24 protein-coding genes and 1 tRNA gene are annotated in these 26,493 nt (G+C 30.3%); 15 read left to right on the plus strand and 10 right to left on the minus strand.

Going from position 1 to position 26,493, the window contains the following annotated elements:
• The first annotated feature begins 120 nt into the window (after positions 1-120).
• Positions 121-1,626 carry a glutamate--tRNA ligase gene (gene gltX / locus AC1Q5Z_RS09355; RefSeq protein ID WP_492444489.1) on the plus strand — a complete coding sequence of 502 codons (1,506 nt, stop codon included), beginning with the start codon at positions 121-123 and terminating at the stop codon, positions 1,624-1,626.
• 134 nt (positions 1,627-1,760) lie between these two features.
• Positions 1,761-2,744, plus strand: a complete 984-nt coding sequence (locus tag AC1Q5Z_RS09360) for an SPFH domain-containing protein (RefSeq protein ID WP_343588915.1) — start codon at positions 1,761-1,763, stop codon at positions 2,742-2,744.
• A 20-nt stretch (positions 2,745-2,764) separates the two neighbouring features.
• Here AC1Q5Z_RS09360 and AC1Q5Z_RS09365 read toward each other — a convergent pair whose 3' ends face one another.
• The 5 genes from AC1Q5Z_RS09365 to AC1Q5Z_RS09385 form a co-directional block, all read right to left on the minus strand.
• Positions 2,765-3,019 (minus strand): DUF6327 family protein, encoded by a 255-nt coding sequence (locus tag AC1Q5Z_RS09365; protein ID WP_111378724.1) that lies wholly within the window; start codon positions 3,017-3,019, stop codon positions 2,765-2,767.
• Between the two features lie 2 nt (positions 3,020-3,021).
• Positions 3,022-3,372 (minus strand): competence protein, encoded by a 351-nt coding sequence (locus AC1Q5Z_RS09370; protein WP_198855072.1) that lies wholly within the window; start codon positions 3,370-3,372, stop codon positions 3,022-3,024.
• A 74-nt stretch (positions 3,373-3,446) separates the two neighbouring features.
• Entirely contained in the window at positions 3,447-3,773 is a 327-nt protein-coding gene (locus AC1Q5Z_RS09375; protein WP_111378726.1) for a YtxH domain-containing protein, read from the minus strand.
• A 93-nt stretch (positions 3,774-3,866) separates the two neighbouring features.
• Positions 3,867-4,346 (minus strand): hypothetical protein, encoded by a 480-nt coding sequence (locus AC1Q5Z_RS09380; protein ID WP_198855071.1) that lies wholly within the window; start codon positions 4,344-4,346, stop codon positions 3,867-3,869.
• Between the two features lie 1,214 nt (positions 4,347-5,560).
• A complete protein-coding gene (locus AC1Q5Z_RS09385) occupies positions 5,561-7,678 on the minus strand; it encodes a glutamine--tRNA ligase/YqeY domain fusion protein (protein ID WP_492444492.1) in 2,118 nt (705 codons plus the stop codon).
• Positions 7,679-7,785: 107 nt separating this feature from the next.
• Between AC1Q5Z_RS09385 and folB the strand changes: the two genes are divergently transcribed.
• Together folB and AC1Q5Z_RS09395 are read left to right on the plus strand one after the other, a co-directional pair.
• Positions 7,786-8,145 (plus strand): dihydroneopterin aldolase, encoded by a 360-nt coding sequence (folB, locus tag AC1Q5Z_RS09390; RefSeq protein WP_343588913.1) that lies wholly within the window; start codon positions 7,786-7,788, stop codon positions 8,143-8,145.
• 94 nt (positions 8,146-8,239) lie between these two features.
• Positions 8,240-8,310, plus strand: a tRNA-Cys gene (locus AC1Q5Z_RS09395).
• Between the two features lie 521 nt (positions 8,311-8,831).
• Here AC1Q5Z_RS09395 and AC1Q5Z_RS09400 read toward each other — a convergent pair.
• The 3 genes from AC1Q5Z_RS09400 to rnr are packed head-to-tail and all read right to left on the minus strand — an operon-like array spanning position 8,832 to position 12,400.
• Positions 8,832-9,512 (minus strand): LysE family translocator, encoded by a 681-nt coding sequence (locus AC1Q5Z_RS09400; protein WP_198855069.1) that lies wholly within the window; start codon positions 9,510-9,512, stop codon positions 8,832-8,834.
• Between the two features lie 13 nt (positions 9,513-9,525).
• Positions 9,526-10,194, minus strand: coding sequence for a head GIN domain-containing protein (locus AC1Q5Z_RS09405; RefSeq protein ID WP_286969909.1), 669 nt, complete (start codon positions 10,192-10,194; stop codon positions 9,526-9,528).
• Positions 10,195-10,216: 22 nt separating this feature from the next.
• Positions 10,217-12,400 (minus strand): ribonuclease R, encoded by a 2,184-nt coding sequence (rnr, locus tag AC1Q5Z_RS09410; protein ID WP_286969910.1) that lies wholly within the window; start codon positions 12,398-12,400, stop codon positions 10,217-10,219.
• Between the two features lie 110 nt (positions 12,401-12,510).
• On the opposite strand from rnr, the gene AC1Q5Z_RS09415 reads away from it, so the two are divergent.
• Positions 12,511-12,744: a putative signal transducing protein gene (locus AC1Q5Z_RS09415; protein WP_017498760.1), complete on the plus strand. Its 234-nt coding sequence runs from the start codon at positions 12,511-12,513 to the stop codon at positions 12,742-12,744.
• A gap of 803 nt (positions 12,745-13,547) precedes the next feature.
• Positions 13,548-13,979, plus strand: a complete 432-nt coding sequence (gene rpiB, locus AC1Q5Z_RS09420) for a ribose 5-phosphate isomerase B (protein ID WP_091129181.1) — start codon at positions 13,548-13,550, stop codon at positions 13,977-13,979.
• 150 nt (positions 13,980-14,129) lie between these two features.
• On the opposite strand, the gene AC1Q5Z_RS09425 is transcribed toward rpiB, so the two are convergent.
• Positions 14,130-14,399 (minus strand): DUF1294 domain-containing protein, encoded by a 270-nt coding sequence (locus AC1Q5Z_RS09425; RefSeq protein ID WP_492444497.1) that lies wholly within the window; start codon positions 14,397-14,399, stop codon positions 14,130-14,132.
• Positions 14,400-14,515: 116 nt separating this feature from the next.
• Here AC1Q5Z_RS09425 and AC1Q5Z_RS09430 point away from each other — a divergent pair, with 116 nt between their 5' ends.
• Positions 14,516-16,639 carry a Tex family protein gene (locus AC1Q5Z_RS09430; RefSeq protein WP_343588910.1) on the plus strand — a complete coding sequence of 708 codons (2,124 nt, stop codon included), beginning with the start codon at positions 14,516-14,518 and terminating at the stop codon, positions 16,637-16,639.
• Positions 16,640-16,874: 235 nt separating this feature from the next.
• Here the strand turns inward: AC1Q5Z_RS09430 and AC1Q5Z_RS09435 are convergent, their stop codons facing one another.
• The gene (locus AC1Q5Z_RS09435) at positions 16,875-17,057 is read right to left on the minus strand and encodes a Sec-independent protein translocase subunit TatA/TatB (protein ID WP_111378739.1); all 183 of its coding nucleotides are present in this window, start codon (positions 17,055-17,057) and stop codon (positions 16,875-16,877) included.
• A 215-nt stretch (positions 17,058-17,272) separates the two neighbouring features.
• On the opposite strand from AC1Q5Z_RS09435, the gene AC1Q5Z_RS09440 reads away from it, so the two are divergent.
• From AC1Q5Z_RS09440 to AC1Q5Z_RS09475, 8 genes are all read left to right on the plus strand, one after another.
• Positions 17,273-17,779 carry a peptidase gene (locus tag AC1Q5Z_RS09440; protein ID WP_198855064.1) on the plus strand — a complete coding sequence of 169 codons (507 nt, stop codon included), beginning with the start codon at positions 17,273-17,275 and terminating at the stop codon, positions 17,777-17,779.
• A gap of 11 nt (positions 17,780-17,790) precedes the next feature.
• The gene (locus AC1Q5Z_RS09445; protein ID WP_492444498.1) at positions 17,791-19,275 is read left to right on the plus strand and encodes a GH3 auxin-responsive promoter family protein; all 1,485 of its coding nucleotides are present in this window, start codon (positions 17,791-17,793) and stop codon (positions 19,273-19,275) included.
• 136 nt (positions 19,276-19,411) lie between these two features.
• Positions 19,412-21,091 carry a DUF6909 family protein gene (locus AC1Q5Z_RS09450; RefSeq protein ID WP_198855062.1) on the plus strand — a complete coding sequence of 560 codons (1,680 nt, stop codon included), beginning with the start codon at positions 19,412-19,414 and terminating at the stop codon, positions 21,089-21,091.
• Positions 21,092-21,098: 7 nt separating this feature from the next.
• Positions 21,099-22,088: a hypothetical protein gene (locus AC1Q5Z_RS09455; protein ID WP_343588908.1), complete on the plus strand. Its 990-nt coding sequence runs from the start codon at positions 21,099-21,101 to the stop codon at positions 22,086-22,088.
• A gap of 75 nt (positions 22,089-22,163) precedes the next feature.
• Positions 22,164-22,712 (plus strand): hypothetical protein, encoded by a 549-nt coding sequence (locus AC1Q5Z_RS09460; protein WP_198855060.1) that lies wholly within the window; start codon positions 22,164-22,166, stop codon positions 22,710-22,712.
• A gap of 181 nt (positions 22,713-22,893) precedes the next feature.
• A complete protein-coding gene (locus AC1Q5Z_RS09465; RefSeq protein WP_492444501.1) occupies positions 22,894-24,120 on the plus strand; it encodes an oligosaccharide flippase family protein in 1,227 nt (408 codons plus the stop codon).
• A 2-nt stretch (positions 24,121-24,122) separates the two neighbouring features.
• Positions 24,123-25,385: a hypothetical protein gene (locus AC1Q5Z_RS09470; RefSeq protein ID WP_492444502.1), complete on the plus strand. Its 1,263-nt coding sequence runs from the start codon at positions 24,123-24,125 to the stop codon at positions 25,383-25,385.
• On the plus strand, positions 25,375-26,490 hold the full coding sequence (locus AC1Q5Z_RS09475) for a glycosyltransferase family 4 protein (RefSeq protein WP_492444504.1): 1,116 nt from the start codon (positions 25,375-25,377) through the stop codon (positions 26,488-26,490). Before AC1Q5Z_RS09470 ends, AC1Q5Z_RS09475 begins: the two co-directional genes overlap by 11 nt.
• Positions 26,491-26,493: the final 3 nt, after the last annotated feature.

Genomic DNA, 26,493 nt, shown 5'->3' on the forward strand with positions numbered 1-26,493 from the left:
AATTAGATAATGATCAATTAGAAAATTAGTCAATTAAGCTTAACACGATGAATTATCAAATTTTCTCATTACCTAATTTTCTAATTCAGAGTCGTATCTTTGCAACAAAATTTTAAACAAATGTCAAAGCAAGTTCGTGTGCGTTTTGCACCAAGTCCTACTGGACCGTTACATATTGGCGGAGTTCGTACTGCCCTATTTAATTATTTATTTGCAAAGAAACATAACGGTGTTTTTTATCTGAGAATTGAAGATACAGATCAGACACGTTTTGTTCCAGGTGCAGAGGCTTACATTATGGAAGCTCTTGAATGGTTAGGAATTGCTCCTGAAGAAACGGTTGGGAAAAATGAAAAATTTGGACCATACAGACAAAGCGAACGTAAAGATTTATACCAACAATATGCAGATCAGTTGATCAATTCTGGTTGGGCATATTATGCTTTTGATACTCCTGAAGCTTTGGATGCACATAGAAAACAGCACGAAGCTGAAGGAAAAACATTTATTTACAATCACCACAATCGTGAAAAGTTAGATACTTCTTTAGTAATTTCTTCTGATGAAGTTGCTAAAAGAATTGCAAATGGAGAACATTATGTAATCCGTTTTAAAACTCCGGTTAATGAAACTTTACATTTGAAAGACATCATTCGTGGTGATGTGAAGTTTGAAACTAATCTTTTGGATGATAAAGTTCTTTTCAAAAGTGACGGAATGCCAACGTATCATTTAGCCAATATTGTTGATGATCATTTGATGGAAACTTCACATGTAATTCGTGGTGAAGAATGGTTGCCATCTATGCCACTTCACGTTTTATTATACAAAGCATTTGGTTGGGAAGCTCCAGAATTTGCTCATTTACCTTTAATTTTAAAACCAGTTGGAAATGGTAAATTATCAAAAAGAGACGGAGACAAAATGGGTTTCCCAGTATTTCCATTAGAATGGAAAACTGAAGAAGGTGTTTCATCTGGTTATAGAGAAAAAGGGTTTTTCCCGGAAGCTGTTGTAAACTTTCTTGCTTTGTTAGGATGGAACGATGGAACTGACAAAGAACTATTTTCTCTAGAAGAGCTAGCTCAATCTTTTGACTTAAATAGAGTTCACAAAGCTGGAGCTAAATTTGATCCAGAGAAAAACAAATGGTTCAACCACCAATATTTAGTAAAACAAAATGATGCTGATTTAGCAAAAACCTTCTCTCCTATTTTGGTAGAAAAAGGTATTGATGTTTCTAAATATGATCTAACTAGAATCGTTTCTTTGATTAAAGAAAGAGCAAACTTTGTTTCAGAATTCTGGGATCTGACAGATTTCTTTTTCCAAGCGCCAACATCTTATGATGAGAAAGCAAGTAAAAATTGGAAAGAAGAAACTCCAACTTTAATGCAGGAACTGATTTCTGTTTTAGAAAATATAGAAGATTTTACTTCTGCAAATATTGAAACAATCGTGAAAGATTGGTTAACCAAAAACGAAATCGGAATGGGTAAAGTTATGCAACCTTTCCGTCTAAGTTTGGTTGGAGCACTTAAAGGTCCTCACCTATTTGACATTGTTGAAATCATTGGAAAAGAAGAAACTATTTCTAGAATTCAGAAAGCGATTGAAACTTTATAATTAAAATTTCATTTAAAAATAGAAACGCTAAGAAACATCGACCAAATGTTCTTAGCGTTTTTTTAATATTTGATAATTCCTTTTTAGAAGAATTTTCGTAATTTACCGAAATTCATAAATTAAACTAAATAACCATGAGTACAGCATTTATTATCTTTTTAGTATTGGCATTCTTCATTTTCATGTCGTCGTTCTTTACTGTGAAACAACAATCCTCCGTAATTATCGAACGATTTGGAAAATTCCAAAGTGTAAGAAATTCAGGATTACAGCTTAAAATTCCGATGGTTGATAGATTGGCCGGAAGAGTAAATCTTAAAATTCAGCAACTAGATGTTATCATCGAAACTAAAACTAGAGACAACGTTTTCATCAAAATGAAAGTTTCAGTTCAGTTCAAAGTGATTCAAGATAAAGTGTATGAAGCATTTTATAAATTAGAATATCCGCATGATCAAATTACTTCTTATGTATTTGACGTAGTTCGTGCCGAAGTTCCGAAACTAAAATTGGATGATGTTTTTGAAAGAAAAGATGATATTGCAGTGGCAGTAAAACGTGAATTGAACGAGGCAATGTCTACTTACGGATATGATATCATCAATACTTTGGTTACTGATATTGATCCGGACATTCAAGTAAAAAATGCAATGAACAGAATCAACGCAGCTGATAGAGAAAAAACTGCAGCTGAATTTGAAGCTGAAAGTTCAAGAATTAGAATCGTTGCAAAAGCAAAAGCTGAAGCAGAAAGCAAACGCTTACAAGGTCAAGGTATTGCAGACCAACGTCGTGAAATTGCAAGAGGTCTTGTAGAAAGTGTTGAAGTTTTGAACCAAGTTGGAATTAATTCGCAAGAAGCTTCTGCCCTTATTGTAGTTACACAACATTATGACACTTTACAATCTATTGGATCTGATACAAACTCAAACTTAATTCTTCTTCCGAATTCTCCACAAGCCGGAAGTGATATGTTAAACAATATGGTTGCTTCATTCTCAGCTTCAAATCAAGTTGGAGAAATGATGAAGAAAAACAATAAAAAAGTGGAAAAACCAAAACCAACTCACAGACAATCTGGTTATGAAGATGATGTTCAACCAGATGTTCAACAATAATTATAAAATAAAAAAGAGGCTTAATCGCCTCTTTTTCTATTTATGAACCAACCTATTACATACGGTAAAATGGTCTGGATAATTTTTACATAAGAATTTGAAAAGTAATCTGTGTAAGATGAAATGAAACCATTTACAATATTTTGTGGAGTGATACTTTCCTTAGTTTTCTGAAAACTCAAAACCAATTTCTGATAATTGATTTCTTTTTCTAATTTCAAAATTTCTAGATCTCTTTCAATCTCAGCATACGAAGAGTATTTTTTTCTTTCCATAATTAATCATTAAAAAAGATTTCTGAAAATTTCTCCAAAATTGGTCCTTCAACAAATTTGTCTTTTATAAAGAAAAGCAAAATAGTTATTACCAAATAGATTCCTCCTACCGTCAAAAATCCGAGAGCATTACTTTCAAACAGAGAACCAAAAGCATACGCTGCGGCGAAAGATCCAAAAATCATCACCATACTGAAACACAATAAAATCAAAGTAAACTTAAAGATTAAAGTTGTTGACTTCATTGCAACCTTAAAACCCCAAAGTTTGTAATAAGCTAAATGACTTTCAATGTATTCTTTAGCTTGATCCTGAACTTTTTCAGTGTTTTCTTTTAATTCTTCAAAAGCCATATTTAAAATTTTAGATAAAAAAAAGCACAAAACTTTCTTATAAAAATAAGCAAGTAATGTGCTTTATAAAAATATTATTTCTGAAGTTTAGCGTTTTGTGCTTTTAACTCAGCCAATTTAGTTTCTAAAAAAGTAATTACTTCTTCTGTTTTATGGCTGACATTAGAAAGTAACTCATTCAAAGTTCCGTCAAGATTATGAGTAGCACTCGTAAATTTTTCACGAAGAACTTCAGAGCTGGCATCAAAAGAATCTTTCAGATTATGTTTAGCATCATCGATACCTTCCTTAATTTTTGCTCTTGTTTTTGATCCTTTATCGGGAGCAAATAAAATTCCGATTGCCGCTCCTGCAGCCGCTGCAGCCAAAATTGCTGCTGCTGTATTTAAATTCTTAGACATGATAGTTACAATTTAAAATTATTAATAAAGATACTCTTTTTTAAAATGATAAAACTTTGATTAATTGCAATTTACAAAAAATTAACAATCTTATTAATACACATAAGCTACAGCTTCGTACTTACCATCTGCTTTTTCAACAATGCTAACAAAAGGATAACCATTTGAAGCCGATTTAGATTTGATTCTCATAGCAGTCTGGTTCTGATTTGCAATTGGCGGTTCTCCTTTTGTCCTTGTTGAGACACCTGTAAAACTCGCTGCTTGTTTCAGTCCTATTGTTTTTTCTTGCGGAAGAACAGTTACCATTTTGTAATCGTCTTTTGAATCAACTACTATTTTATCAGAAACTTTTTGAGTTTGTTTTGTTTCTTTATTTGTAATAGATGAAACTGCATATTTACTGATTTTGATTTCTTCAGAACTTCCGTTTAAAGAATAGTAAACAAAACCATTTTCAGATTTAATAAAATTTACATCAAGTTGTTCTCCGTTGTGTTTTGTAATTTGATGAGTTTGAGAAATTGCAACATTTGCAAATAATAATGCTAGTGTGAAATATAAAATTTTCATGATAATTAGATTTAAATTAAAAATTGTCAGACCTGAAATTTAAAAACTAAACTTTCACTCAAATTCAACATTATGGAATTTTGTACATTATGACACAATTTGAAAAAATATTTTTTACGGGAAATATTATCAAAACTACATCATAATAAAAATGAGAACATAAAATTGTCTTTTTAGGAAATCAGTTTTGAAAACTTATTGCTATAAAAATTACGAGTTTCTAAAAACAATAAATTTCAACTTAGATTCTTTTCGGCAAATTTTAATTTTTTACAAAAATCATCTCTGACTTTTGGTATTGAGTTAAAAATAGCAGTTTTATAAACAATTGTGTGTTAACAACCCGTTAAACTGACTAAAATAACAGTAAAAACTAAAATAAAGCTTCTAAATAAACAATTATTAAAAAAATGAGTTATCTATCAAACACGTTTAAAAAACGTCTTAAAATTAATTTATGAAGGTTAAAATTAATCTATAAAAACTATTATTTTTACATTTTTAATCATTTTTATAAATAATAATTAAAAACTAAAGTTCTGAAAAATCAATAATAAAAATTTATATATATAAAATTAAAATCAAGAGCTTTAAAAATAATAAAAAACTATAGTTTTAAATTTTATAGTAATTTTTATAAATAATAATTATAAACTAAATTTTAAACTATAATAATAATCAAAACTTATAATTATAAAAATTGAAGTCAAAAAATTAAAAAATAAGAAAAAACCTTAATTTAAGTTTTTTTAAAAGAAAACTGGAAGCAAAAAAGTAATAAATTAAAATAAAGAGTTTTAATGAATGAAAAGTAGAAAAAGATCTTCTCTATTCAACTATTTTTTATTCGCTCTTAAAATTAAATTATGAAAGTTAATTTTAATCTATAAAATAAATAAAAATACTAAATTTGATAGATTTTATTAATAATAGACAAAATATTAAAATTATATATTTTAAATAATTAAAATTTATTATTACGGATTTAAAACAAAAATTGAACCTAAAAAAAGACTAAAATTAAAATAAAGCTTCCAAATAGAAGAAAATTAAAAAAATGAATTCCTTATCCAACATAATTTTATTTTCCGTTAAAATCAATTTATGAAAGTCACTTTTAATCTATAAAAATTATAAAATTATTAATTTCAATAGTTAATCTATATAATAAAAAAAAGCGCTTATAAAAGCGCTTTTCATAAATTTAGTTGATATTACTTCTTCACCATTTCAGAGAGAATTTCAATTTCTCTTTCTGAAGCATTTTTTGGTGGATTTGAATATAATTTCAAAATTTCATCTGAAAATTGATTTCTCAAATCTTCACTCTCAATATCTCTTAAATTTAAAAGTGCTTTTGATCTAAGATAAGTCGATTCACTTTTTAGAGACATTGAATATAATTTCTTAATATCTTCTTCTTCAAAATCTGTTGATTTCCAGTTTGAATATTTCAAAATAAACTGAGAAAACAACAGCGAAGCCTTATTATTGTTGATATTCTTCTTTAAAGAATTCTGTAAAAGTGAAAAAGTCGAGATATTTTTAATGTTCTCCCCTATTGCACTTTCAATTGCAATTCTTTCTGGTTTAGTCTCAACTTTAAAATATTTGTTGATATCTTTCAAAGAATTATTAATGCTGTTTTCTTCTTTTTTACCCTTTTCTTCCCAAGCATCTTTCAATCCAACTGTTTTGTTAAATACTAATTTTGAAGCAGTTGAGTCTTTATCAACAGTAAAATATCCTAAACGTTGAAACTGAAATTTATCTTCATTTTGAGCTGTTGATAAACTTGGCTCAACATATCCAGTTACAATTTCTAATGAATTTGGATTCACAAAATCTAAGAAATTCTTCTCTTTATAACTGTCTGGAGCTTCATCTGTAAACAAACGATCGTACAAACGAACTTCTGCTTCTAATGCATGTTTGATAGAAACCCAATGTAATGTTCCAGAAACTTTTCTTTGGCTAGCTTCAGTTCCGCTTCCGCTTAAAGAATCCGTATCATACGTTACATGAATTTCTGTAATATTTCCATTTTCATCTTTTACAACTGATTCACCTTTAATGATATAAGCATTTTTAAGACGAACTTCTTTTCCTAAAGTCAAACGGAAAAACTTAGCTGGAGCTTCCTCTAAAAAGTCTTCTCTTTCAATGTATAATTCACGAGAAAAAGGTACTTTTCTGAAACCAGCATTTTCATCTTCCTGATTGTTTTCAGCTTCTAACCACTCTTCTTTTCCTTCTGGATAATTGGTAATTACCAGTTTTACAGGATCTAAAACAGCCATTACACGAGGTGCAATTTTGTTCAAATCTTCACGAATACAGAATTCTAAAACCGATACATTGATCAAATTATCACGTTTTGCAATACCAATTGTGTTAGCAAAATTACGTAAAGAAGCTGCTGTATAACCACGTCTTCTTAATCCAGAAATGGTTGACATTCTTGGATCATCCCAACCGTTAACATGCTTTTCTTTAACTAGTTGCTGTAATTTTCTTTTACTAACAACAGTATGTGATAAGTTACGTCTTGCAAATTCTCTTTGTTTTGGACGCAGTTTATTTTCATCTAAAATCTGATCTAAAAACCAATCGTATAATTCACGGTGAGGCAAGAATTCTAGTGTACAAAATGAGTGAGAAATTTGTTCTAAATAATCACTTTGTCCGTGTGCCCAATCGTACATTGGATAGATTTTCCAGGCATCTCCAGTTCTATGGTGATGTTTGTGTAAAATTCTGTACATGATCGGATCACGCATTAACATGTTTGTTGATTTCATGTCAATTTTTGCACGAAGAATATGCGTACCAGCCTCAAATTCACCATTTTTCATTCTTTCGAATAAATCTAAATTTTCTTCAACAGAACGATTTCTGTACGGACTATCAGTTCCTGGAGTTGTTGGAGTTCCTTTCTGGATCGCCATTTCTTCAGAAGTCTGACTATCAACATAAGCTTTATCTTTCTTAATTAAGAAAACTGCCCAATCGTATAATTGTTGGAAATAATCTGATGCATAACATTCTTCAGCCCATTTGTAACCTAGCCATTCTACATCTTTTTTAATAGCATCAACAAATTCCTGTTCTTCTTTTTCAGGGTTTGTATCATCAAAACGTAAATTCACAGGAGATTGATAATCAATTCCTAAACCAAAATTTAACGCAATAGAACTCGCGTGTCCAATGTGTAAATAACCATTAGGTTCTGGTGGAAAACGAAAGCGAAGTTTAGTATTTGAAAGACCTGATTTTACGTCTTCCTCTATAATTTGTTCAATAAAATTGAGTGATTTCTCTTCTGATGCCATTATTTTATAGTAATTTTAGCAAAGATAAAAAAAAGGTTTCAGCTTTCAGATTTAAAGTTATCTAACTGGCGTAAAACCTGAAATTTGAAACAAGAAACAATATAAAAATGGGAGTCATTAAACTTAAAAATATCCGTACTTTTTCTTACCACGGATGTTTAATTGAAGAAGGAAAAATTGGATCTGATTACACTGTAGATCTAAAAATTAAAACCAATTTACAGAAATCGGCAGAAACAGACCATCTTTTAGACACTGTTGACTACGTACATTTGAACAAAATTGTGACAGAAGAAATGGCAATTCGTTCGCATTTATTAGAACATGTGGCCAAAAGAATCAATATTCGTGTACTGGCAGAGATAGAAATGGTAGAAAAAACAACAGTTTGGGTTTCTAAAATAAATCCGCCTATTGGTGGTGATGTTGAGTCAGTTACTATAAAAATGACGGAAATTAGAAAGTAATTTTTAAAATTAAATTCCTAAAATTTTAAAATAGTTACTATGAAACTTTTGAAATTTAAAGATTTTAGTTACTTTTGCCAACCGTTCAAGTAATGGCGTCGTGGCCGAGCGGCTAGGCTGGGCTCTGCAAAAGCTCCTACTCCGGTTCGAATCCGGACGATGCCTCTAAAACCTCTAAAGCAATTTAGAGGTTTTTTTATGTTTAATTTTTAGAAAAAATTAATTAAAAATATACTGTTCGAATCCGGACGATGCCTCAAAACCTTCAAAGCAATTTGAAGGTTTTTTTATGTTTAATTTTTAGAAAAAATTAATTAAAAATATACTGTTCGAATCCGGACGATGCCTCAAAACCTTTCAAAGCAATTTGAAGTTTTTTTGTGTTTAATTTTTAAATTTTACAAGTAAACCCGACAGGTTTTAAAAACCTGTCGGGTTTGTTACTCTATGAAGATTATACACAATCTTGTCATTTCGACGAAGGAGAAATCTCCACGAGAAGCTCTACAAAGATTGAATAATTGTTACGGAGTTACTTGCGGAGATTTCTCCTTCGTCGAAATGATAAACTGTTGTCAACTTTGTCAAAGTTTGAAACTTTGTCAAAGTTCTAAACTAACAGTTATAAACATAAAAAAACCTCTGAAATTCAGAGGTTTAATTTTATATTTTTGAGTTATTAACAACTACTTCTTCTCTATTCTTTCGAAGGCATTTTTAACCATTTCTTTTTCTTTTGGAAACCAACCTTGAACTACTAATGCAAATCCGAAAACCATTAAAACAACGCTAATTCCTTTTTTGATTTTAAGAATATTAGTTGGAGTCATTTTTGATTTTAATTGTTTGGCTAATAAAATTTTAGCACAATCAATTAATAAATAAGTGATGATTACAGCGGCAAAAAAAGTCATCATTCTAGGAGTCTGCATTTCTAGTTTTGGTCCAACAGAAATAATTACTGCTAACCAGAATCCTAAGACTCCAATGTTAATAACGTTCAATAAAAACCCTTTTACAAACAAACTTGCGTAGTTTCTTTTTAAAATATCACGGTCAATTTCTTCGTCGTTTATTTTTTCTTCTTTTTTTAGTTTTACAAAAGAAATAATTCCATAAGAAAGCATAATTATCCCTCCAAAAATAAAAAGAGCTGGATCGTCTTTTAAACTTGAAATCAATCTGTAACTTCCTAAATAAGCAATAGCAATAAAGAAAATATCGCCTAATACTACGCCTAAATCGAAAACAATTGCAGATCTAAAACCTTTTGTAATACTGGTTTCTAATAAAACAAAAAATACTGGGCCAACCATAAAACTAAGAACAAGTCCCCATGGCAGTCCAGCCAGAATATCATTTATCATCAAATATCTCGTGTTATTTTACTTCTTCGATTTTACCACCAAAAACTGTTTTCTGATTTATTTGTTTTGGTTTTCCATAAATGTAAATAGAGCCTCCTGCGCTTACTTTTGCATCGACAAGGGTAGAAGCATTAACATCAGCTTTTCCGCCCGCAGAAACGCTTACAGTAGTCTGAGACGTATTCAATTTACTTGCTAGTAAATATCCTCCAGCTCCTAAACTTGCATCCTGATTTGCTGCTTTACCAGTTAATGTGATCGAACCTCCTGATACTGAGCTTACTTTTAGTTTATCAACATCTAAATCAACATTTATAACTCCACCTTCTTGTGCACTTACTTTAAATGAAGTTGCTTTGATTACGTCACTGCTTGTTACAGTTGCTCCTTCATTGACATCAATTAATTCTAAATGTTTATAATACAAAGTTACTTCAAGATCATTTCCTGACAAAAGTTTTGGAAATGGCATTCTCAATTTTAAAATACCATTCTTATTAACAGCTTCTAATTCTGCTTCTCTTGTTCCTTTTATTACAATTTTATTTTCAGAACCTGGAACTAATTTTACACTTAATTTATCAAATACTTTTACGGTATCAAAATCTCCTAACTCTTTGGTAACTTGACCAAAAGACATTTGTACAAATAAAATTGCTGCTCCTATAATTAGCTTTTTCATACTTTTATTTTTAAATTAATATTTATTCTGCTCTTCTTAAAAAGTGAAAATCAAGTTGTTTTTTCACTAAGTCAGCATTTTTTACTTTTACATAAATCTCGTCTCCCAATTGCAATAATCGGTTTGAAGTAGCTCCAACCAATGCATATTGTCTTTCATCAAAAGTATAGTAATCTTCTTTTATTTCTCTGATTCTTACCATTCCTTCGCATTTGTTAGAAACGATTTCAACATAAATTCCCCATTCAGTAACACCAGAAATAACTCCAAGGAATTCTTCATCCTGATGGTCTTGCATGTATTTAACCTGCATGTATTTGATACTGTCACGCTCAGCATTTGTTGCTAAGTTTTCCATGTTAGAACAATGCAGACATTTGGTTTCGTAAGTTTCTTCGTCTACAGAAGCTCCTCCATCCAAATAATACTGCAACAAACGGTGTACCATAACGTCTGGATAACGACGAATTGGTGATGTAAAATGGCTATAATAATCAAAAGCTAAACCATAATGACCAATATTATCAGTCGAATATTTAGCTTTGCTCATACTTCTAATAGCAAGAGTATCAATAAGATTTTGTTCTTTCTTACCGTTTACTTCTTCCATCAAAGCATTGATTGATTTGGCAATATCACCTTTTGTTCTAAAATCAATTTTATAACCAAACTTAGCAATAACTGTTTGCATTGCAACCAATTTGTCTTCGTTTGGTTCGTCGTGAATACGGTAGACAAAGGTTTTCTTCTGTTTTCCAATATATTCTGCCACTTTTCTATTGGCTAAAAGCATAAATTCTTCAATCAAATGATTGGCATCTTTTGATATTTTGAAATAAACGCCTTCAGGTTCTCCTTCTTCATTTAGATTAAATTTAACTTCAACTTTATCAAAAGAAATAGCGCCTTGCTGCATTCTTTTCTTTCTCAAAATCTTAGCTAATTCATCTAGTTTTAAAGTAGCTTCAACAATTTCATCTGAAACCACATAAGATTCTCCAGTAATAGAAATATCAACTGGAATTGTATTATTTCCTTTTGTTTCAATAATATGCTGAGCCTCTTCGTAAGCAAAACGCTGATCTGAATATATTACAGTTCTTCCAAACCATTGGTTAATAACTTGTGCAGTTGGCGAAACTTCGAATACTGCAGAGAATGTATATTTCTCTTCATTCGGACGTAATGAACAAGCAAAGTTAGACAATACTTCTGGGAGCATTGGCACTACTCTATCTACCAAATAAACCGAAGTAGCTCTTTGATACGCTTCATCATCCAGAATTGTACCTTCTTCAAGATAATAGGAAACATCGGCAATGTGAATACCTATTTCAAAGTTTCCATTTTCTAACTTTTTGAAAGACAATGCATCATCAAAATCTTTTGCATCTTTTGGATCTATCGTAAACGTAAGCGTATCACGCATATCACGACGTTTTGCAATCTCAGATTCCTGAATCGAAGTATCTAGTTTTTGTGCAAAAACTTCTACTTCTACAGGGAAATCTGCTGGCAAACCATATTCTGCTAAAATAGCATGAATTTCAGTATTATGTTCTCCAGGTTTTCCTAAAACTCGAATTACAGATCCAAACGGACTATCGGCTCTTTTTGGCCAATCTTCAATCTTAACCAAAACAACATCACCGTTTTCTGCTTCACCAAGTTTATCCTTAGGAATAAAAATATCGGTATACATTTTAGGATTTGCAGTAGACACAAAAGCAAAATTTGGCTGCATATCTATTACACCTACAAATTCTGTTTTATCTCTTTCTATAACTTCAATAACTTCACCCTCAGGTCTTTTACCTTTTCTTCTGTTATAAACGTAAACTTTTACTTTGTCTTTATCTAATGCACGATTCAAATTATTGGTAGGAATAAAAACATCTTCTTCAAACTCATCACAAATAAAATATGCCGTTTTTCTGCTCGTCATATCTATTGTTCCTTCGTAGTAGTCCTGGCTTACTGCTTTAATCAAGTATTTTCCAGGTTCTGTTTCTATAATCTTCTTTTGAGCTGCAAGAATCTTTAAATCTTTTATGATCTGATTTCTGCTTTTTGTATCGTCTAATTCTAGCTTAGCTCCTATTTGTTTGTAATTGAAAGGTTTATTAGCATTTTGCGATAAAATCTTAAGTATTTTTCCAGAGAAATCTTTCTCTTTTTTTATCGGCTTTCTAATTTTCTTACTCATATATCTTTTCTAATAAGGCTTAAAATTACAAATAAGATATCAGATAATACTTTTTAGCAAATAGAATTATTAAAAATATAACTTTTCGTACATTTACAAAAAGACCTAAAATGGAAAGCTTTAAAACGATTGCCGTATTCAATTATCTGCACGAAACAGTGGTTCTCAAACACTTACTGGAACAAGAAGGAATTCCTTATTTTTTCGAAAACGAAATGACGCTCTCAGTCGTTCCATTATACTCAACGGCACTTGGCGGAATCAAACTCAAAGTTCATCCAAACGATTTCGAAGAAGTTCAGCAAATCTTGGACAATCTCAACAATCCTCTCAAAATCGTCTAAAACAAAATTCAAACAAACTCAAAATAGAGTAAAATTCAATTCATCAAAAAATTTTTTTTCCTTTTCAACTTTTTTAGTTTTCAACATATATTAAATACAACAAAAAAGATTTTTAAAAATTTAAAAAAAAATTATGGTTATTATAGCGTGTTAATATGTCGAATAAATTTTTTTTTGAAGTCATTGAAATCTCGTTTTACTTATTTATTCTGAGTTATCAACATAGTTATTTTTGGTTAAATGATTAATTTTTAAGACTTTTTGCATTTTAATTAACAACGGTTGACAACCAAATTTGAATTGATTTTGTAGATAAGTTGATATGTTGATTTGTGTTGAAAATGGTATTTTTAATATTGATAACTTTTCCAAAAATTCACGAAACTTTTCTTGCATATTTAAATCACGTTTTGGATTAAGCATTTTTCTTAAACAACCAAAAAAAACTTCTAATTTTCTTTTCGAACTTATTAACATTTTCTGTTAACTTAAAGTTAATTGAATATCAAGCAATTACAAACTCCTATTAACACCTCAAAATTTTAACAAATATTCTGAATATTATTTATTGATTTTGAGATACTTATAGAGTTATCAAAATTGTTAATAACCTATAAGGTTTTGACAGTAAGATAGTTGTAAAATAAGGGTCTTTGCAATGAATTGAACGAATGTTGACGAATTTATATTGTAATGTTTATATAGTATTGAAAAAGAAAATAATTTGTGAAAATTGGTGCAATTCGTGGCAAACATACATTTATTAAGTAAATTTGCATGACACAACTAAATAGTATAGAAAAATGAAAATTTCGATAGGAAACGACCACGCAGGACCAGAATATAAAAAAGCAATTGTTGAAATGCTTAAAGCTAGAGGATATGAGGTAACAAATTATGGAACAGATACTGATGCTTCAGTAGATTATCCAGATTTTGGGCATCCAGTTGCCAATGATGTATCTGAAGGAAAAGCTGATTTTGGAATCGTAATCTGTGGAAGCGGTAACGGAATTGCAATGACTGTTAATAAACACCCGAAAGTGAGAGCTGGTTTATGCTGGACTAAAGAAATTGCATATTTAACTCGTTTACACAATGATGCAAATATTGTTAGCATTCCAGCGAGATTCACATCTATTCATCAAGCTGTTGAAATCGTTGAAACTTTTCTTGATACTGCTTTTGAAGGCGGAAGACACCAAAATAGAGTAAATAAAATTGCTTGTTCGTAAAAAGTCAAAAAAAAATTCGGTGCTTCGCACCTATTCATAAACACACCGGGCCGATTTTTAATTTGCTCGGTTTTTTATTTAAGTATTTATAATTCAATTATTTAACTTCTATAAAAACATTGTTTTTTGAGTTATCAACAATGTTAATATCTACTTTTTATAATTCAAAAGAGCATATATAAGTGCTACTTGGATTGCTAAAATCACAGCAAACTTTACAATAAAAGAAGTTTTACTCGTTTTATGTTTAAATAATAACATTGCTGTTAATAACCCTAGTGAACCACCCGTTAAAGCCATGAGAAACAAGGTTTTTTCAGGAACACGTCGGTTATTTTTTCGAGCTTGAGATTTGTCATATCCAGCGAAAATAAAAACGAGCACATTTATAAATAAAAAATATAGTAATAAAATTTCCATTGGCTTAAAATTAGAAACAAAGATATTATTTTAGCCGAATGATTTACTATTTTGCAGAAATGCTTTAACAAGTAAATTATATCATTTTTAAGTAAGAAAATCATTTCATTAAAAGTATGACTAATATTCAATTTATTGCCAAGTCTGTTCAGGCACCGGCAGTTAGTATTCAAAACACAGTAAAATTATTAGAGGAAGACTGTACAATTCCGTTTATTTCGCGTTACCGAAAAGATGCGACCGGAAACCTTGATGAAACTGTTATTGAGCATATTGCTAAATTGCAGAAAGAATACGATACGCTTATAAAACGTAAAGAAGCTGTTTTAAAATCGATCGAAGAGCAAAAAGCACTTACGCCAGAATTGAAGAAAAAAATTGAAGACAGTTTTGATTTACAAGAAATAGAAGATTTCTACCTTCCGTACAAAAAGAAGAAAAAAACAAAAGCCGATGTTGCGCGCGAATTTGGTTTAGAACCTTTAGCAAAACTGATTATATCTGAAAGTGATGCTGATATCGATTTTATTTCGACACAATACATTAATGAAAATGTTATTAACGAAGAAGCAGCTATTCAAGGCGCAAGAGATATTGTAGCAGAATGGATTAACGAAAATATTTATGTTCGTAAACAGTTGCGTAGATTATTTCAGCGAAAAGCAACTATCGCTACAAAAGTGGTTAAAAAGAAAGCTGAAGAAGAAGGTGCACAAAAATTCAACCAATATTTTGATTGGGAAGAGCCTTTAACAAAAGCACCAGCACACCGTTTATTAGCGATGCTTCGTGCAGAAAATGAAGGTTTTATTAAAATGAAAATTGATGTTGATATTGACGATGCTTACGATGTAATTGACGAAATCATCATTAAAAAACAAAATAATACGACAGCGCATTTACAGCTGGCGATTGAAGATAGTTACAAACGTTTGTTGAATCCAGCAATTGGAAACGAAACGTTACAAGAAGCAAAAGCAAAAGCCGATGCAAACTCAATTCAGGTTTTTGCTAATAATTTAGGACAACTTTTATTAGCTCCGCCATTGGGAGAAAAACGAATTCTAGCGATCGATCCAGGATTTAGAAGCGGTTGTAAGGTAGTTTGTCTGGACGAAAAAGGAGATTTATTATACAATGAAACCATTTATCCGCACGCGCCTCAAAATGAGGAAACAATGGCGATTAAAAAAATCCGTTCAATGGTAAATGCGTATCAAATTGATGCCATTTCTATCGGAAACGGAACAGCTTCTCGCGAAACAGAATTTTTTATAAAAAAAATCGCGTTTGATAAACCAATTCAAGTATTTGTAGTTTCTGAGGCAGGAGCTTCGGTTTATTCTGCTTCAAAAATTGCGAGAGAAGAATTTCCAAATTATGATGTAACCGTTCGTGGTTCGGTTTCTATTGGGCGACGACTTTCAGATCCGCTGGCTGAATTAGTAAAAATTGATCCAAAAGCGATTGGAGTAGGACAGTATCAGCACGATGTTGACCAAACAAAATTAAAAGAAGAATTAGATAATACGGTTATTCGTTGCGTAAACTCGGTTGGAATTAACATTAACACTGCAAGTAAGCATTTATTAAGTTACGTGAGTGGAATCGGGGAGAAGCTAGCGGAGAACATTGTACAATACCGTTCTGAAAACGGACCTTTTGAAGATAGAAAGCAGCTTAAAAAAGTGCCACGTTTAGGAGATAAAGCATATCAACAAGGAGCAGCGTTTATTAGAATTACAAATGCTAAAAATCCGTTAGATAATTCGGCTGTACACCCAGAAGCATATCCGGTTGTTGAAAAGATGGCGAAGGATTTGAATATTTCTTTAAATGACTTAATTGCAAACAAAGATAAAACAGCGCTTATTAAGGCCGAAAAATATGTAACACCTGAAATTGGTTTACTTACGCTAAAAGACATCATAAAAGAGCTTGAAAAGCCGGGATTGGATCCAAGAAAGTCGGCTAAGGTTTTTGAATTTGATGCCAATGTAAAATCAATCAAAGATTTGAAAACCGGAATGATATTACCAGGGATTGTGAATAACATTACCAATTTTGGCTGTTTTGTTGACATCGGAATCAAAGAAAGTGGATTAGTACATATTTCACAGTTAAAAGCTGGTTTCGTGAGTGATGTAAACGAAGTGGTAAAATTACACCAGCATGTTGATGTGAAAGTGACTGAGGTTGATGAAGATAGAAAGAGAATTCAGTTGACGATGATTTTGTAAAAATTCCAATTTTTTTAAATACCAAATTCCAAAAACTTGCGTAATCTTGTCATTTCGACCGAAGGGAGAAATCTTCACAAGTAACTCCGTTACAATTGTCCAATTTTTGTAGAGTTTCTAGCGAAGATTTCGACCGAAGGGAGAAATCACAAAACTATTGAGAGTAGTTTCATTATAACCCATAAAAAAATCCCAAACTACAATGTAGTTTGGGATTTTAATTTTTTCGAATTTCTTATTTTGTTTCTTCTTCTTCTTGTTTTTTAGAAGCAGCAGGTTGATCGTCTTTAGCAGCGTTTTTAAATTCCTTAATTCCACTTCCTAAACCTTTCATTAATTCTGGAATTTTTTTACCTCCAAAAAGTAATATCACAATACCTACGATAACAAGGATTTCTGTAAGACCTAATCTTCCCATGACTAACTATATTTAATGCCGAAGCAAATTGATTTTTATTAATTATCCCGCAAAGGTATATAGAAATATACGAAATATAAGTATTTTTAGTTTAAAATATTTCAATAAGACTACGTTAAATATTTTATAAAATCGTAGATTATAGCTCTTCATGAAATTTTTCGAATAAATATCATGATGATTAATTACTATATTTGCTAGCATAAAGAAGGATAATGACTAAGAAAAATAAAAAGAATTTTAGAAAAAAACTGTTCATTAAAAACCGATTAGTAATTTTAAATGAAGACACTTTTGAAGAGATCTTTTCTTTTAGGCTTACTTTAATGAATGTATTTGTAACGTTTACTTTAGGCGGAATATTTCTAATTTTGGTTACTACTTTCATTATCGCATTTACTCCGCTTCGCGAATTTATTCCGGGATATTCTTCTACAGAATTGAAACGAAATGCTACGAGACTGGCAATTAAATCAGATTCTTTAGAAACGGCTTTAAAACACAATGAAATTTATATAAAAGGAATCCAGAAAGTTTTAAAAGGAGAATTAGAATATTCAAAATTTAATAAAGATTCTATATTAACAGAGTCTGTTGAAGACGCTTCAGATTTAAATATGAAAGCCTCAGAGGCCGAAATAAAACTAAGAGAAGATGTCGCTGAAACCGAAAAAGAAACGAAGACAAAATCTCAAGACAAAAAGAAAAGTGACAAAAAATAATACCACTAAAAATGTCAATTAAGTCAATTGCGGCAAAAATTTTTGCCCGAAAAATATATAAACAAACTCTTAAATGGGCAAATAAGCCAATTCAAACCCAACATGAGGTTTTTAAAAGTTTGATTGAGATTGCACAAAACACTGAATTTGGAAAAGATCATAATTTTAATGAGATAAAAACTTTTGAAGATTTTCAGAAACGTGTTCCAGTTAGAGATTATGAAGATCTAAAACCGTATGTCGAAAAGGTTGTAAAAGGAGAAGCTGATATTCTTTGGAAAGGAAAACCATTATATTTTGCTAAAACTTCTGGAACAACTTCTGGCGCAAAATTTATTCCGCTAACTAAAGAATCTATGCCATTTCATATAGAAGCGGCTCGAAATGCAATTCTTCATTATATTAACGAAACGAGAAAAGCCGATTTTGTTGACGGAAAAATGATCTTTTTGCAAGGAAGTCCTATTCTAACGGAGAAATACGGAATTAAGTTTGGAAGACTTTCTGGAATCGTGGCGCATTTTGTTCCAAAATATCTGCAGAAAAACAGAATGCCATCTTGGGAAACGAATTGTATTGAAGATTGGGAAACCAAAGTAGACGCCATTGTAGACGAAACGATACAAGAAGATATGTCTGTTATTTCTGGAATTCCGTCTTGGGTACAGATGTATTTTGAACGTTTGCAGCAAAAAAGTGGCGGTAAAAAGATTAGTGAAATATTCAAAAATTTCAATCTGTTTATTTACGGAGGTGTTAATTACGAACCATATCGTGCCAAATTTGAGCAGATGATTGGTAAGAAAGTAGATAGTATCGAATTGTTTCCAGCTTCTGAAGGTTTTTTTGCGTACCAAGATTCGCAGAAAGAAAAAGGAATGTTATTACTTTTAAATTCTGGTATTTTCTATGAGTTTATAAAAGCAGATGAATTCTTTAACGAAAATCCGAAAGTATACACAATTGGCGAAGTTGAGGTAGGAGTAAACTATGTTTTGATTATTTCGACAAATGCAGGACTTTGGCGTTATAATATTGGAGATACTATTCAATTTACTTCTTTAGATCCGTATCGTGTTATAGTTTCTGGACGTATTAAACATTATATTTCGGCTTTTGGAGAACACGTAATTGCTAATGAAGTCGAAAATGCGATGAAAGAAGCTATAAATTCTACCGATATTGTTATTAACGAATTTACCGTAGCACCACAAATTACGCCAGCTAGCGGATTACCTTACCACGAATGGTTTGTAGAATTTGAAAAAGAGCCAGAAAACATGGAAGTTTTTGCCGAAAAGATTGATAACTCGATGCGAAAACAAAACATTTATTATGACGATTTAATTACCGGAAATGTTTTAAGAAAAGTAGTGATCACTAAAGTTTCTAAAAACGGATTTCAAGATTATATGAAATCGCAAGGAAAACTGGGCGGACAGAATAAAATACCTAGATTATCGAATGATAGAAATATTGCGGATAATTTGAAGTAAAATCAGCTTTTTTAAAAAGACCTACTAACAATTTGTTAAATGGAAATTTATTAAAGTTATATATAATTCCTACTTTCGTTTATCGAAATATTTACATCTTCTTTAAAAATGAGGATGATTTTTAAAATAAAAAAGCATGAAAGAAACTAAACATATATCAAGATCAAGAGCGCAGGAATCTTCTGCGGCGATAGAAAAAATGTACATAACAATGCGCCATTTATTTAACCGTGGTTTTTACAAACCAATGGGAGTTTCTGGTGATAGTTTAAGAGAATCATTATTAGCGTTACGTCCAGAAATTTATGGGAATATCGCAGAAGAAAAAGTAGAATTAAACGGACTTTTATACGTTATTGAGCGTCTTCCAATTGGAATTGAGCAATGCCGTTTTATTAACTTAACTTCAGACGAGGGATATTCTAAATCGCATTTTCAGCCGATTGTTCCTCCAAAAAGAAGAAGAAATTGCTACAGAATAGACGAAGAACAAATGAATGTAGAAATCACACGTGGACGTTCTGACATTTATGATATTCTAACACATTTGACTTTCATTTTTATTGAATCTCATAAAATTAAAAATAGAGTTTTAATCGATGATGGTGGAGAGGTTTCTCGCGATTGGCAGAAACTGGAGCAAGCTGTTATGCAAACTAAAAAGCTAACACAGATTGAGAAAGAAAAAGCCATTTCGCACGTTGCAAATATTTTAGCGAGAACTTTTGAGGAAGTTTTAGATATCTATGATGCTTTTGGTTCAGAAACTGCGCCAGATCGTTTCCTGCACGTAATTTATTGGTTAGGAAAATTAGCAATCGAAGAAATTGTTGAAAACAATAAACGTACAATTACTTTTAGTCCAGTTTTACGTGAAAGATTAGGACATCATATTCATGGAGAAATCTGGGCAACAAATATAAAAGAGGTTCTAAAAGCAAACGATTTACTGAAAAGGCCAATTCACGTTATCAGTGCCAATATGCATAGTGTAATGAATTCGATCTTTGCAACACCTTTGCTGAAAACAAAATATAAAGGAAAAACAGATTTCTTTATTTATGAAGAATTAAGTAGTTCTGGCTCAAAAGAAATTAGAGCTCAAGTAGAAGATTTGGCTTTAAAAAACGGAATGATTTCGTTGCCAGATTGTTCAGGAACCAATATCGATGTTCAGATTTTTGATACAGCTAAAATTGACTGGTCAAAAACAGCATTTTCACATGCAAATGTAGGCGAAGACAAACCGGTAATCATTGTAATGGATTATGCTTTTGGTGAGCAGGCTTATGAAACTATTGATGAGCTCTTAAAACCATATAAAAAAGAAACTTTACTAAATGTAAAATCAGTTTCCATTATGGGTAAAGCGGGAATTCTAGAAGGTGGAAAAGGAGATATCATGATTCCTTCTGCTCATATTAACGAAGGAACTGCCGATAACTATTTCTTTGAAAATGAACTAACAGGTTCTATGTTCGAAGGAAATGACATTGATATTTATGAAGGAGCAATGGTTACTGTTTTAGGAACGTCATTGCAAAACAGAGATTTATTGAAGTTTTTCCACGAATCGACTTGGGGTGTAATCGGTCTAGAAATGGAAGGTTCTTATTACCAAAAAGCAATTCAGTCAGCATCAAAAATTAGAAAAAGCGTTCCGCACGATATTAAAGTTCGTTACGCCTATTATGCATCAGATAATCCTCTTGAAACAGGAAGCACTTTGGCTTCAGGCGGATTGGGAACAACGGGTGTAAAACCTACTTATTTAATTACGATTAAAATTTTAGAGCAGATTTTCAATATAAAATAAATTGTGAATGAGTACAAAAGTACCGCAGGATAATACAGATCAAGAGATTGATTTAGCTGATGTTTCAAAAAAGATTAATGGATTTTTTGAATCTACTAAAAGATCCATTTTCAATGCAATTCAGTTCTTTATCAAGAATTGGAAGATTTCTGCAATTTTAATTATTGTTGGGTTTGGTATTGGTCTTTTTTTAGATAAAACTCAAAAGAAATATGACCATCAGATTATTGTGGCGCCAAATTTTGGAAGCATAGAATATCTATATTCAAAAATTGATTTGATAAACTCAAAAATCAATGAAGACGATAATTTATTTTTAAAGAAAACGGTAGGTATTAAACAGCCAGATAAACTAGTTACTATAGAAATTGAGCCTGTTGCAGACGTTTATAATTTTATAAATAATAAGCCCGAAAATTTTGAATTAATAAAATTAATGGCTGATAATGGAGATATAAAAAAGATTCTTTCGGATGATATAACTAGTAAGAATTACCGTTTTCATAGTATTTCAATTAGAACTGATGATTTGATTGATGATAAAGAAATTATAGAACCTCTTTTGAAATACTTAAACGAAGCAGAATATTATAAAAAAATTCAGGAAGCACAACTGGCAAATGTCAAAGCAAAAATGGCACAAAATGAAGCCACTATTGCTCAGATAGATGGGGTATTAAATGAATTTTCTGCTAACGCAAACTCTCAAAAAAGTGACAAATTAGTTTATTATAATGAAAATAATCAGCTTAATGATGTCATTAGAACAAAAGGAGATTTAGTTAATGAACAAGGAAGCCATAGACTTGAATTAATAGGATACGATAAAATTATCAAAGATATTAGTACAACAATAAATATCGAGAAAAAAGGTATTCTTTATGGACACAAGAAATTGTTATTTCCTTTCTTGTTTATTTTAATTTATATTTCTCTACAATATTTTAAGAATTTTTACAGAAAACAAAAGTCATTAATTGTAGAAAAAACAGTCTAAAAAAAATATAATAGTATTATCGAGGTAAAGCTTTTTTTTAAAGTTTAAAAACTAAATTAGCCAAAAATTTCCAAAATGAAAACAAAACTATTTTTTGTAAGTTTAATTTTATTTGTAACGTTTACTTCTTGTAAAAAAGAAGCCAATAAAGATGAGGTTAAACCAGCCGAAGTTGAAGTAAAGAACAACAATTTTCAAGTAACGTTATCAGCAATTGTAAAAGCAGACGATAACTTTCAGTTGTATTATAGCCAAGATGCTTATGAGGTTCCTTATAAAGAAGAAAATTCTGTTTGGACAGCTGTAAAAGCTAATGAGAATCAGCAAGATATTGTTTTTAACTTACCAGAAGATGTAATTCCAAATTACATTAGAATTGATTTTGGAACTAATGAAGCGCAAAAAGAAATTGTTATTAAGAATTTTAGAATGAAATACTATAGCAAAAGTTTTGAAGCTAAAGACTCGCTATTTTTTAACTATTTTATACCAAATGATTGTATAAAAATTCTAGACAAGAAAAATTCAACTATTCAAAACTTCAAAACAAAAGAAGGAAAATATGATCCGTTGTTTTATTCAGAGAAAGCGCTTTATGATCAAATTCAATTAATCGTAAAATAACTTTACTTTATAAATATCTAAGAGCCACAATTTTGTGGCTCTTTTTATCTAGTTTCGTTATAAAAGATTCTGTAACTTTCTATCTATTTTTTAAATCATCTTGAATCTTTTGTCGCATTTGTAAACCAATCTTATTATCTTGTTTAGATCAAAATACTTAAAGATATTGCAGAATAACCGAATGAAAAATTTTGTTATTTACGGCATTGGTCAGATTATTAATCTGGTTAGTCCGCTGCTGGTTGTACCATATTTGGTTGCTATTTGCGAAAAAGAAGGATTAGGAAAGATTGGGGTTGGTTTTTCGTTTGCTTTAATATTAAATGTTTTGGTTGATTATGGTTCTTATATTAACGGAACTAAAGAAATATCAATTAACAGAAACAATCCTGAAATTATAAAAAAGAAAATAGTTTCTATTTATGTAATGAAATTGTTTTTGACTGTAATTTTACTATTTGCAGCTCTTTTACTTATTTATTTTGTCCCATTTTTTAATAAGGAAGAAGCCGTTTTCTTTTTTAGTTTTTTGTATGTAATAGGTCAATTAATAAATCCCACTTGGATTTTTCAGGGTTTAGAAAATTACAAATGGATCTCTTTCATTAATATTATTTCTAAAATAATCTATGTGGCTGGCATTTTTATTTTTATCCATAAAAAGGATGATTATATTTATGCCAATGCTTATTTGGGATTAGGATTGATAATTTCAAGTTTGATAGGATTGGCTAGTCTTATAAAAAAATACAATTTAAGGTTCTATCACAATGTTACTAAAGATGCTTTACAGTTGTTAAAAGAGGAATTCTCTCTAACATTTTCACAATTGTTTCTTTCGTTTTATCAATATCTGCCCATAATGATAATTAGTTATGTGGGCGGAAATGGCATGGCAGGACAATATAGAATTATAGAACAGATTATAATGACTTTTAGAACATATCTGCAAATGTTTTTTAATTTTATATATGCCGATGTTTGTTTGCAGATACACTTGAATTTAAAAAAAGGTATTTATAATTGGTTGAAGTATAATGGCTTAAATTATCTATTTGTTTTGTCATTAGTATTTATTGCATTTGTTTTAACAGAGCAGATTTTGTTATATTTCAATATTCCTTCAAATGAATTAGAATCAATGGCATTCTTTTTTAGGTTAGGTTTAATTATCCCCATATTTATGGCAATTTCTTTTGCTTTAAAACAATTGCTTTTTGCATTAGACAGAAATAGGGTATATATACATATTACAATTGGTTCTTCTGTTTTTAGTTTACTTGTATTTTTTCTATTAGTAAAAAACATCGGATTGCAAGGTGCTTTTATTGCTACAATTATTATCGAAATACTGGTGATAATTGCCTATTGTTTAGTTTTAAAACCAATGATTAAATTGAATAAGTAATAATGAATATCACGATTTATAAAAGTTTTCCCTATCAGATTTTATTTTTGCTTTGCATTGTGGTTTCTTTGTTTGCCAATTATGAACTTACTTTTGCAGTTTGGTCTTTAACGTTATTGATAACAATTAAAAGAAAATACTCTTTTACGATAATTCAGTACAATGCCATTTTTTTGTCCATACTTTTAATTGCAATTGTTTCTACTTTTTTCAATAAAACAACCGCTTTTTTATTTATAAGAGATTTTACGTATTTGGTTAAACCTATTTTAGGATTATTAGTAGGATATCAACTCTGCAGATTTAGTAGCAAACTAGCTTTAAAAGTATTGGTTTATACCGGATTAGCAATTTCTATTATACACTTAATAATGTTGCTTTTTGCAGTAATAGAATTTAGAACTTTAAGTGTAAATCTTTTAAGAGATCGTGGAGGGTATTTTAGTGATTATGAGATTTATATACTAATTATTCTCATTTTCTATAAAGACTTTAAACTAGAAATTTCAAAGAATCAAAGATTATTTTTAATAGCAACAATAGGCTTGTCAAGTTTTTTATATTTGGCACGTACAAATTTAATTCAGTTTGTAATTTTATATGTTGGTTTAAAAGGATATTTAACCTTTAATAAAAGATCTTTAAAAGTAATTTTATCCATTGTACTGGCTGCGATTATCGGCTATGCAGCCATTGTTTATATTAATCCGAAAAGAGAAGGAAGAGGAATCCAAGCCTTTTTATATAAAATAAAAATCGCTCCAAAAGAAGCTTTTAAAACTCGAATCGACAAGGATGATTGGAAAGATTTTAATGACAATTATAGATCATTTGAGAATATAATTGCCGTAAATCAAGTTTCGGCAAACGGAAATAGAGCAATATTTTTTGGAGAAGGTTTAGGATCTACATTAAATCTCGGAAGAAAAGTATGGACCAATGATCACGAATATGTTCAGTATATTCCAATTGTACACAACGGGTATATGACAGTGTTTTTAAAATCGGGAATATTAGGCGTTTTATTTCTATTGACTTTTTTAGTTGTTTTGTTCCGACAAAAAAAATCGGATATTGACAATGTGCAAACAATAAATTATTTATTAATAGGATCAAGCGTTTTTTTGATAGTATCAAACTGGGTATTTTTAGGATTGTACTTAAAACTTGACAATAAATCGATAATAATTGGATTCTTGATTGCTCTTAGAGAAGTAATGATTAGAGAGCATAATAGTCAAAAAAGAATAAAAAATGAGTATTAAAAACACCACCAGCATTTTTGTTGACTGCCATGTTTTTGATAGTGGTTTTCAAGGAACTAGAACATATATACAAGGTTTATATTCTGAATTAATTACAAAACAAGATCTTCATTTTTTTCTGGTCTCTTCTCATCCCGATAATTTGGCAGCTGTTTTTGGTAATCATTCAAATGTTACTTATTTGAAGTATAAATATCAAAACAAATATTTGAGATTACTTATTGATGTTCCGCAGATTATCAAAAAGTATAAAATAGATTTTGCCCATTTTCAATATACCGTTTCACCATTTAAAAGGTGTAAATACATAGTGACAACACACGATATATTGTTTATCGATTTTCCAGAATATTTTTCTTTCTTTAGTAAAATGATCAATACGTTTTTATATAAACAAAGTGCTAAATGGTCAGAAATCAGATTAACAGTTTCAGAGTATTCCAAAGAAAAAATCCGACAGCATTTTGTAATGTCAAATTATGAGATTACTCCAAATGCAATTGATGAAATCTTTTTTGAAGCATATGATAAAGAATCAATTAAGGCTGAAGTCGCAAAAAAATTTTCATTAAAAAAGTATATTATTTATGTAAGCCGATGGGAGCCAAGAAAAAATCATCAAATGGTTTTAAAAGCTTTTTTAAATATGGAATTATATAAAGAATATGAACTTCTTTTTTTAGGAAATGATACTTTAGAGAATCCTCAATTTACTGAAGTATTTAACAAACTAGATTCTGAAATAAAAAAGAAGATCATAACTTTAAAAAACATTGATTTTAAGACCATGTTATTATTGTTAAGAGGAGCAAATGCAGCTGTTTATCCTTCTATGGCAGAAGGTTTCGGAATTCCACCATTAGAATCAGTAGCGGCAAAAATACCGACAATTTGCTCCAATAAAACGGCAATGTCCGATTTTAGTTTTTTCAATGATTTTTATTTTGATCCTCATAATCAAGCTGAATTTAATATAAAACTTCAAAAAATATTGAACGAAAACTTAGGTTCAGATTTCGAAAGAATGGCAGAAGACATTAAAGAAAAATACAGCTGGAAAAAATCAGCAGAGATTTTATATCATCTTATAACAAAAACGAAATAATTT

It is taken from the genome of Flavobacterium sp. GW823-FHT06G12 (genome assembly GCF_058794775.1).

Coding starts and splice junctions, on each gene's coding strand:
- AC1Q5Z_RS09425 (WP_492444497.1), bottom strand. CDS start 14,399: ATGGAAATTTTATTACTATATTTTTTATTTATAAATGTGCTCGTTTTT.
- AC1Q5Z_RS09465 (WP_492444501.1), top strand. CDS start 22,894: ATGAAAAATTTTGTTATTTACGGCATTGGTCAGATTATTAATCTGGTT.
- AC1Q5Z_RS09440 (WP_198855064.1), top strand. CDS start 17,273: ATGACTAAGAAAAATAAAAAGAATTTTAGAAAAAAACTGTTCATTAAA.
- AC1Q5Z_RS09445 (WP_492444498.1), top strand. CDS start 17,791: ATGTCAATTAAGTCAATTGCGGCAAAAATTTTTGCCCGAAAAATATAT.
- AC1Q5Z_RS09380 (WP_198855071.1), bottom strand. CDS start 4,346: ATGAAAATTTTATATTTCACACTAGCATTATTATTTGCAAATGTTGCA.
- AC1Q5Z_RS09400 (WP_198855069.1), bottom strand. CDS start 9,512: ATGATAAATGATATTCTGGCTGGACTGCCATGGGGACTTGTTCTTAGT.
- AC1Q5Z_RS09430 (WP_343588910.1), top strand. CDS start 14,516: ATGACTAATATTCAATTTATTGCCAAGTCTGTTCAGGCACCGGCAGTT.
- AC1Q5Z_RS09455 (WP_343588908.1), top strand. CDS start 21,099: ATGAGTACAAAAGTACCGCAGGATAATACAGATCAAGAGATTGATTTA.
- AC1Q5Z_RS09385 (WP_492444492.1), bottom strand. CDS start 7,678: ATGGCATCAGAAGAGAAATCACTCAATTTTATTGAACAAATTATAGAG.
- folB (WP_343588913.1), top strand. CDS start 7,786: ATGGGAGTCATTAAACTTAAAAATATCCGTACTTTTTCTTACCACGGA.
- AC1Q5Z_RS09435 (WP_111378739.1), bottom strand. CDS start 17,057: ATGGGAAGATTAGGTCTTACAGAAATCCTTGTTATCGTAGGTATTGTG.
- AC1Q5Z_RS09370 (WP_198855072.1), bottom strand. CDS start 3,372: ATGGCTTTTGAAGAATTAAAAGAAAACACTGAAAAAGTTCAGGATCAA.
- rnr (WP_286969910.1), bottom strand. CDS start 12,400: ATGAGTAAGAAAATTAGAAAGCCGATAAAAAAAGAGAAAGATTTCTCT.
- AC1Q5Z_RS09365 (WP_111378724.1), bottom strand. CDS start 3,019: ATGGAAAGAAAAAAATACTCTTCGTATGCTGAGATTGAAAGAGATCTA.
- AC1Q5Z_RS09415 (WP_017498760.1), top strand. CDS start 12,511: ATGGAAAGCTTTAAAACGATTGCCGTATTCAATTATCTGCACGAAACA.
- AC1Q5Z_RS09470 (WP_492444502.1), top strand. CDS start 24,123: ATGAATATCACGATTTATAAAAGTTTTCCCTATCAGATTTTATTTTTG.
- rpiB (WP_091129181.1), top strand. CDS start 13,548: ATGAAAATTTCGATAGGAAACGACCACGCAGGACCAGAATATAAAAAA.
- AC1Q5Z_RS09460 (WP_198855060.1), top strand. CDS start 22,164: ATGAAAACAAAACTATTTTTTGTAAGTTTAATTTTATTTGTAACGTTT.
- AC1Q5Z_RS09475 (WP_492444504.1), top strand. CDS start 25,375: ATGAGTATTAAAAACACCACCAGCATTTTTGTTGACTGCCATGTTTTT.
- AC1Q5Z_RS09450 (WP_198855062.1), top strand. CDS start 19,412: ATGAAAGAAACTAAACATATATCAAGATCAAGAGCGCAGGAATCTTCT.
- AC1Q5Z_RS09375 (WP_111378726.1), bottom strand. CDS start 3,773: ATGTCTAAGAATTTAAATACAGCAGCAGCAATTTTGGCTGCAGCGGCT.
- AC1Q5Z_RS09405 (WP_286969909.1), bottom strand. CDS start 10,194: ATGAAAAAGCTAATTATAGGAGCAGCAATTTTATTTGTACAAATGTCT.
- AC1Q5Z_RS09360 (WP_343588915.1), top strand. CDS start 1,761: ATGAGTACAGCATTTATTATCTTTTTAGTATTGGCATTCTTCATTTTC.
- gltX (WP_492444489.1), top strand. CDS start 121: ATGTCAAAGCAAGTTCGTGTGCGTTTTGCACCAAGTCCTACTGGACCG.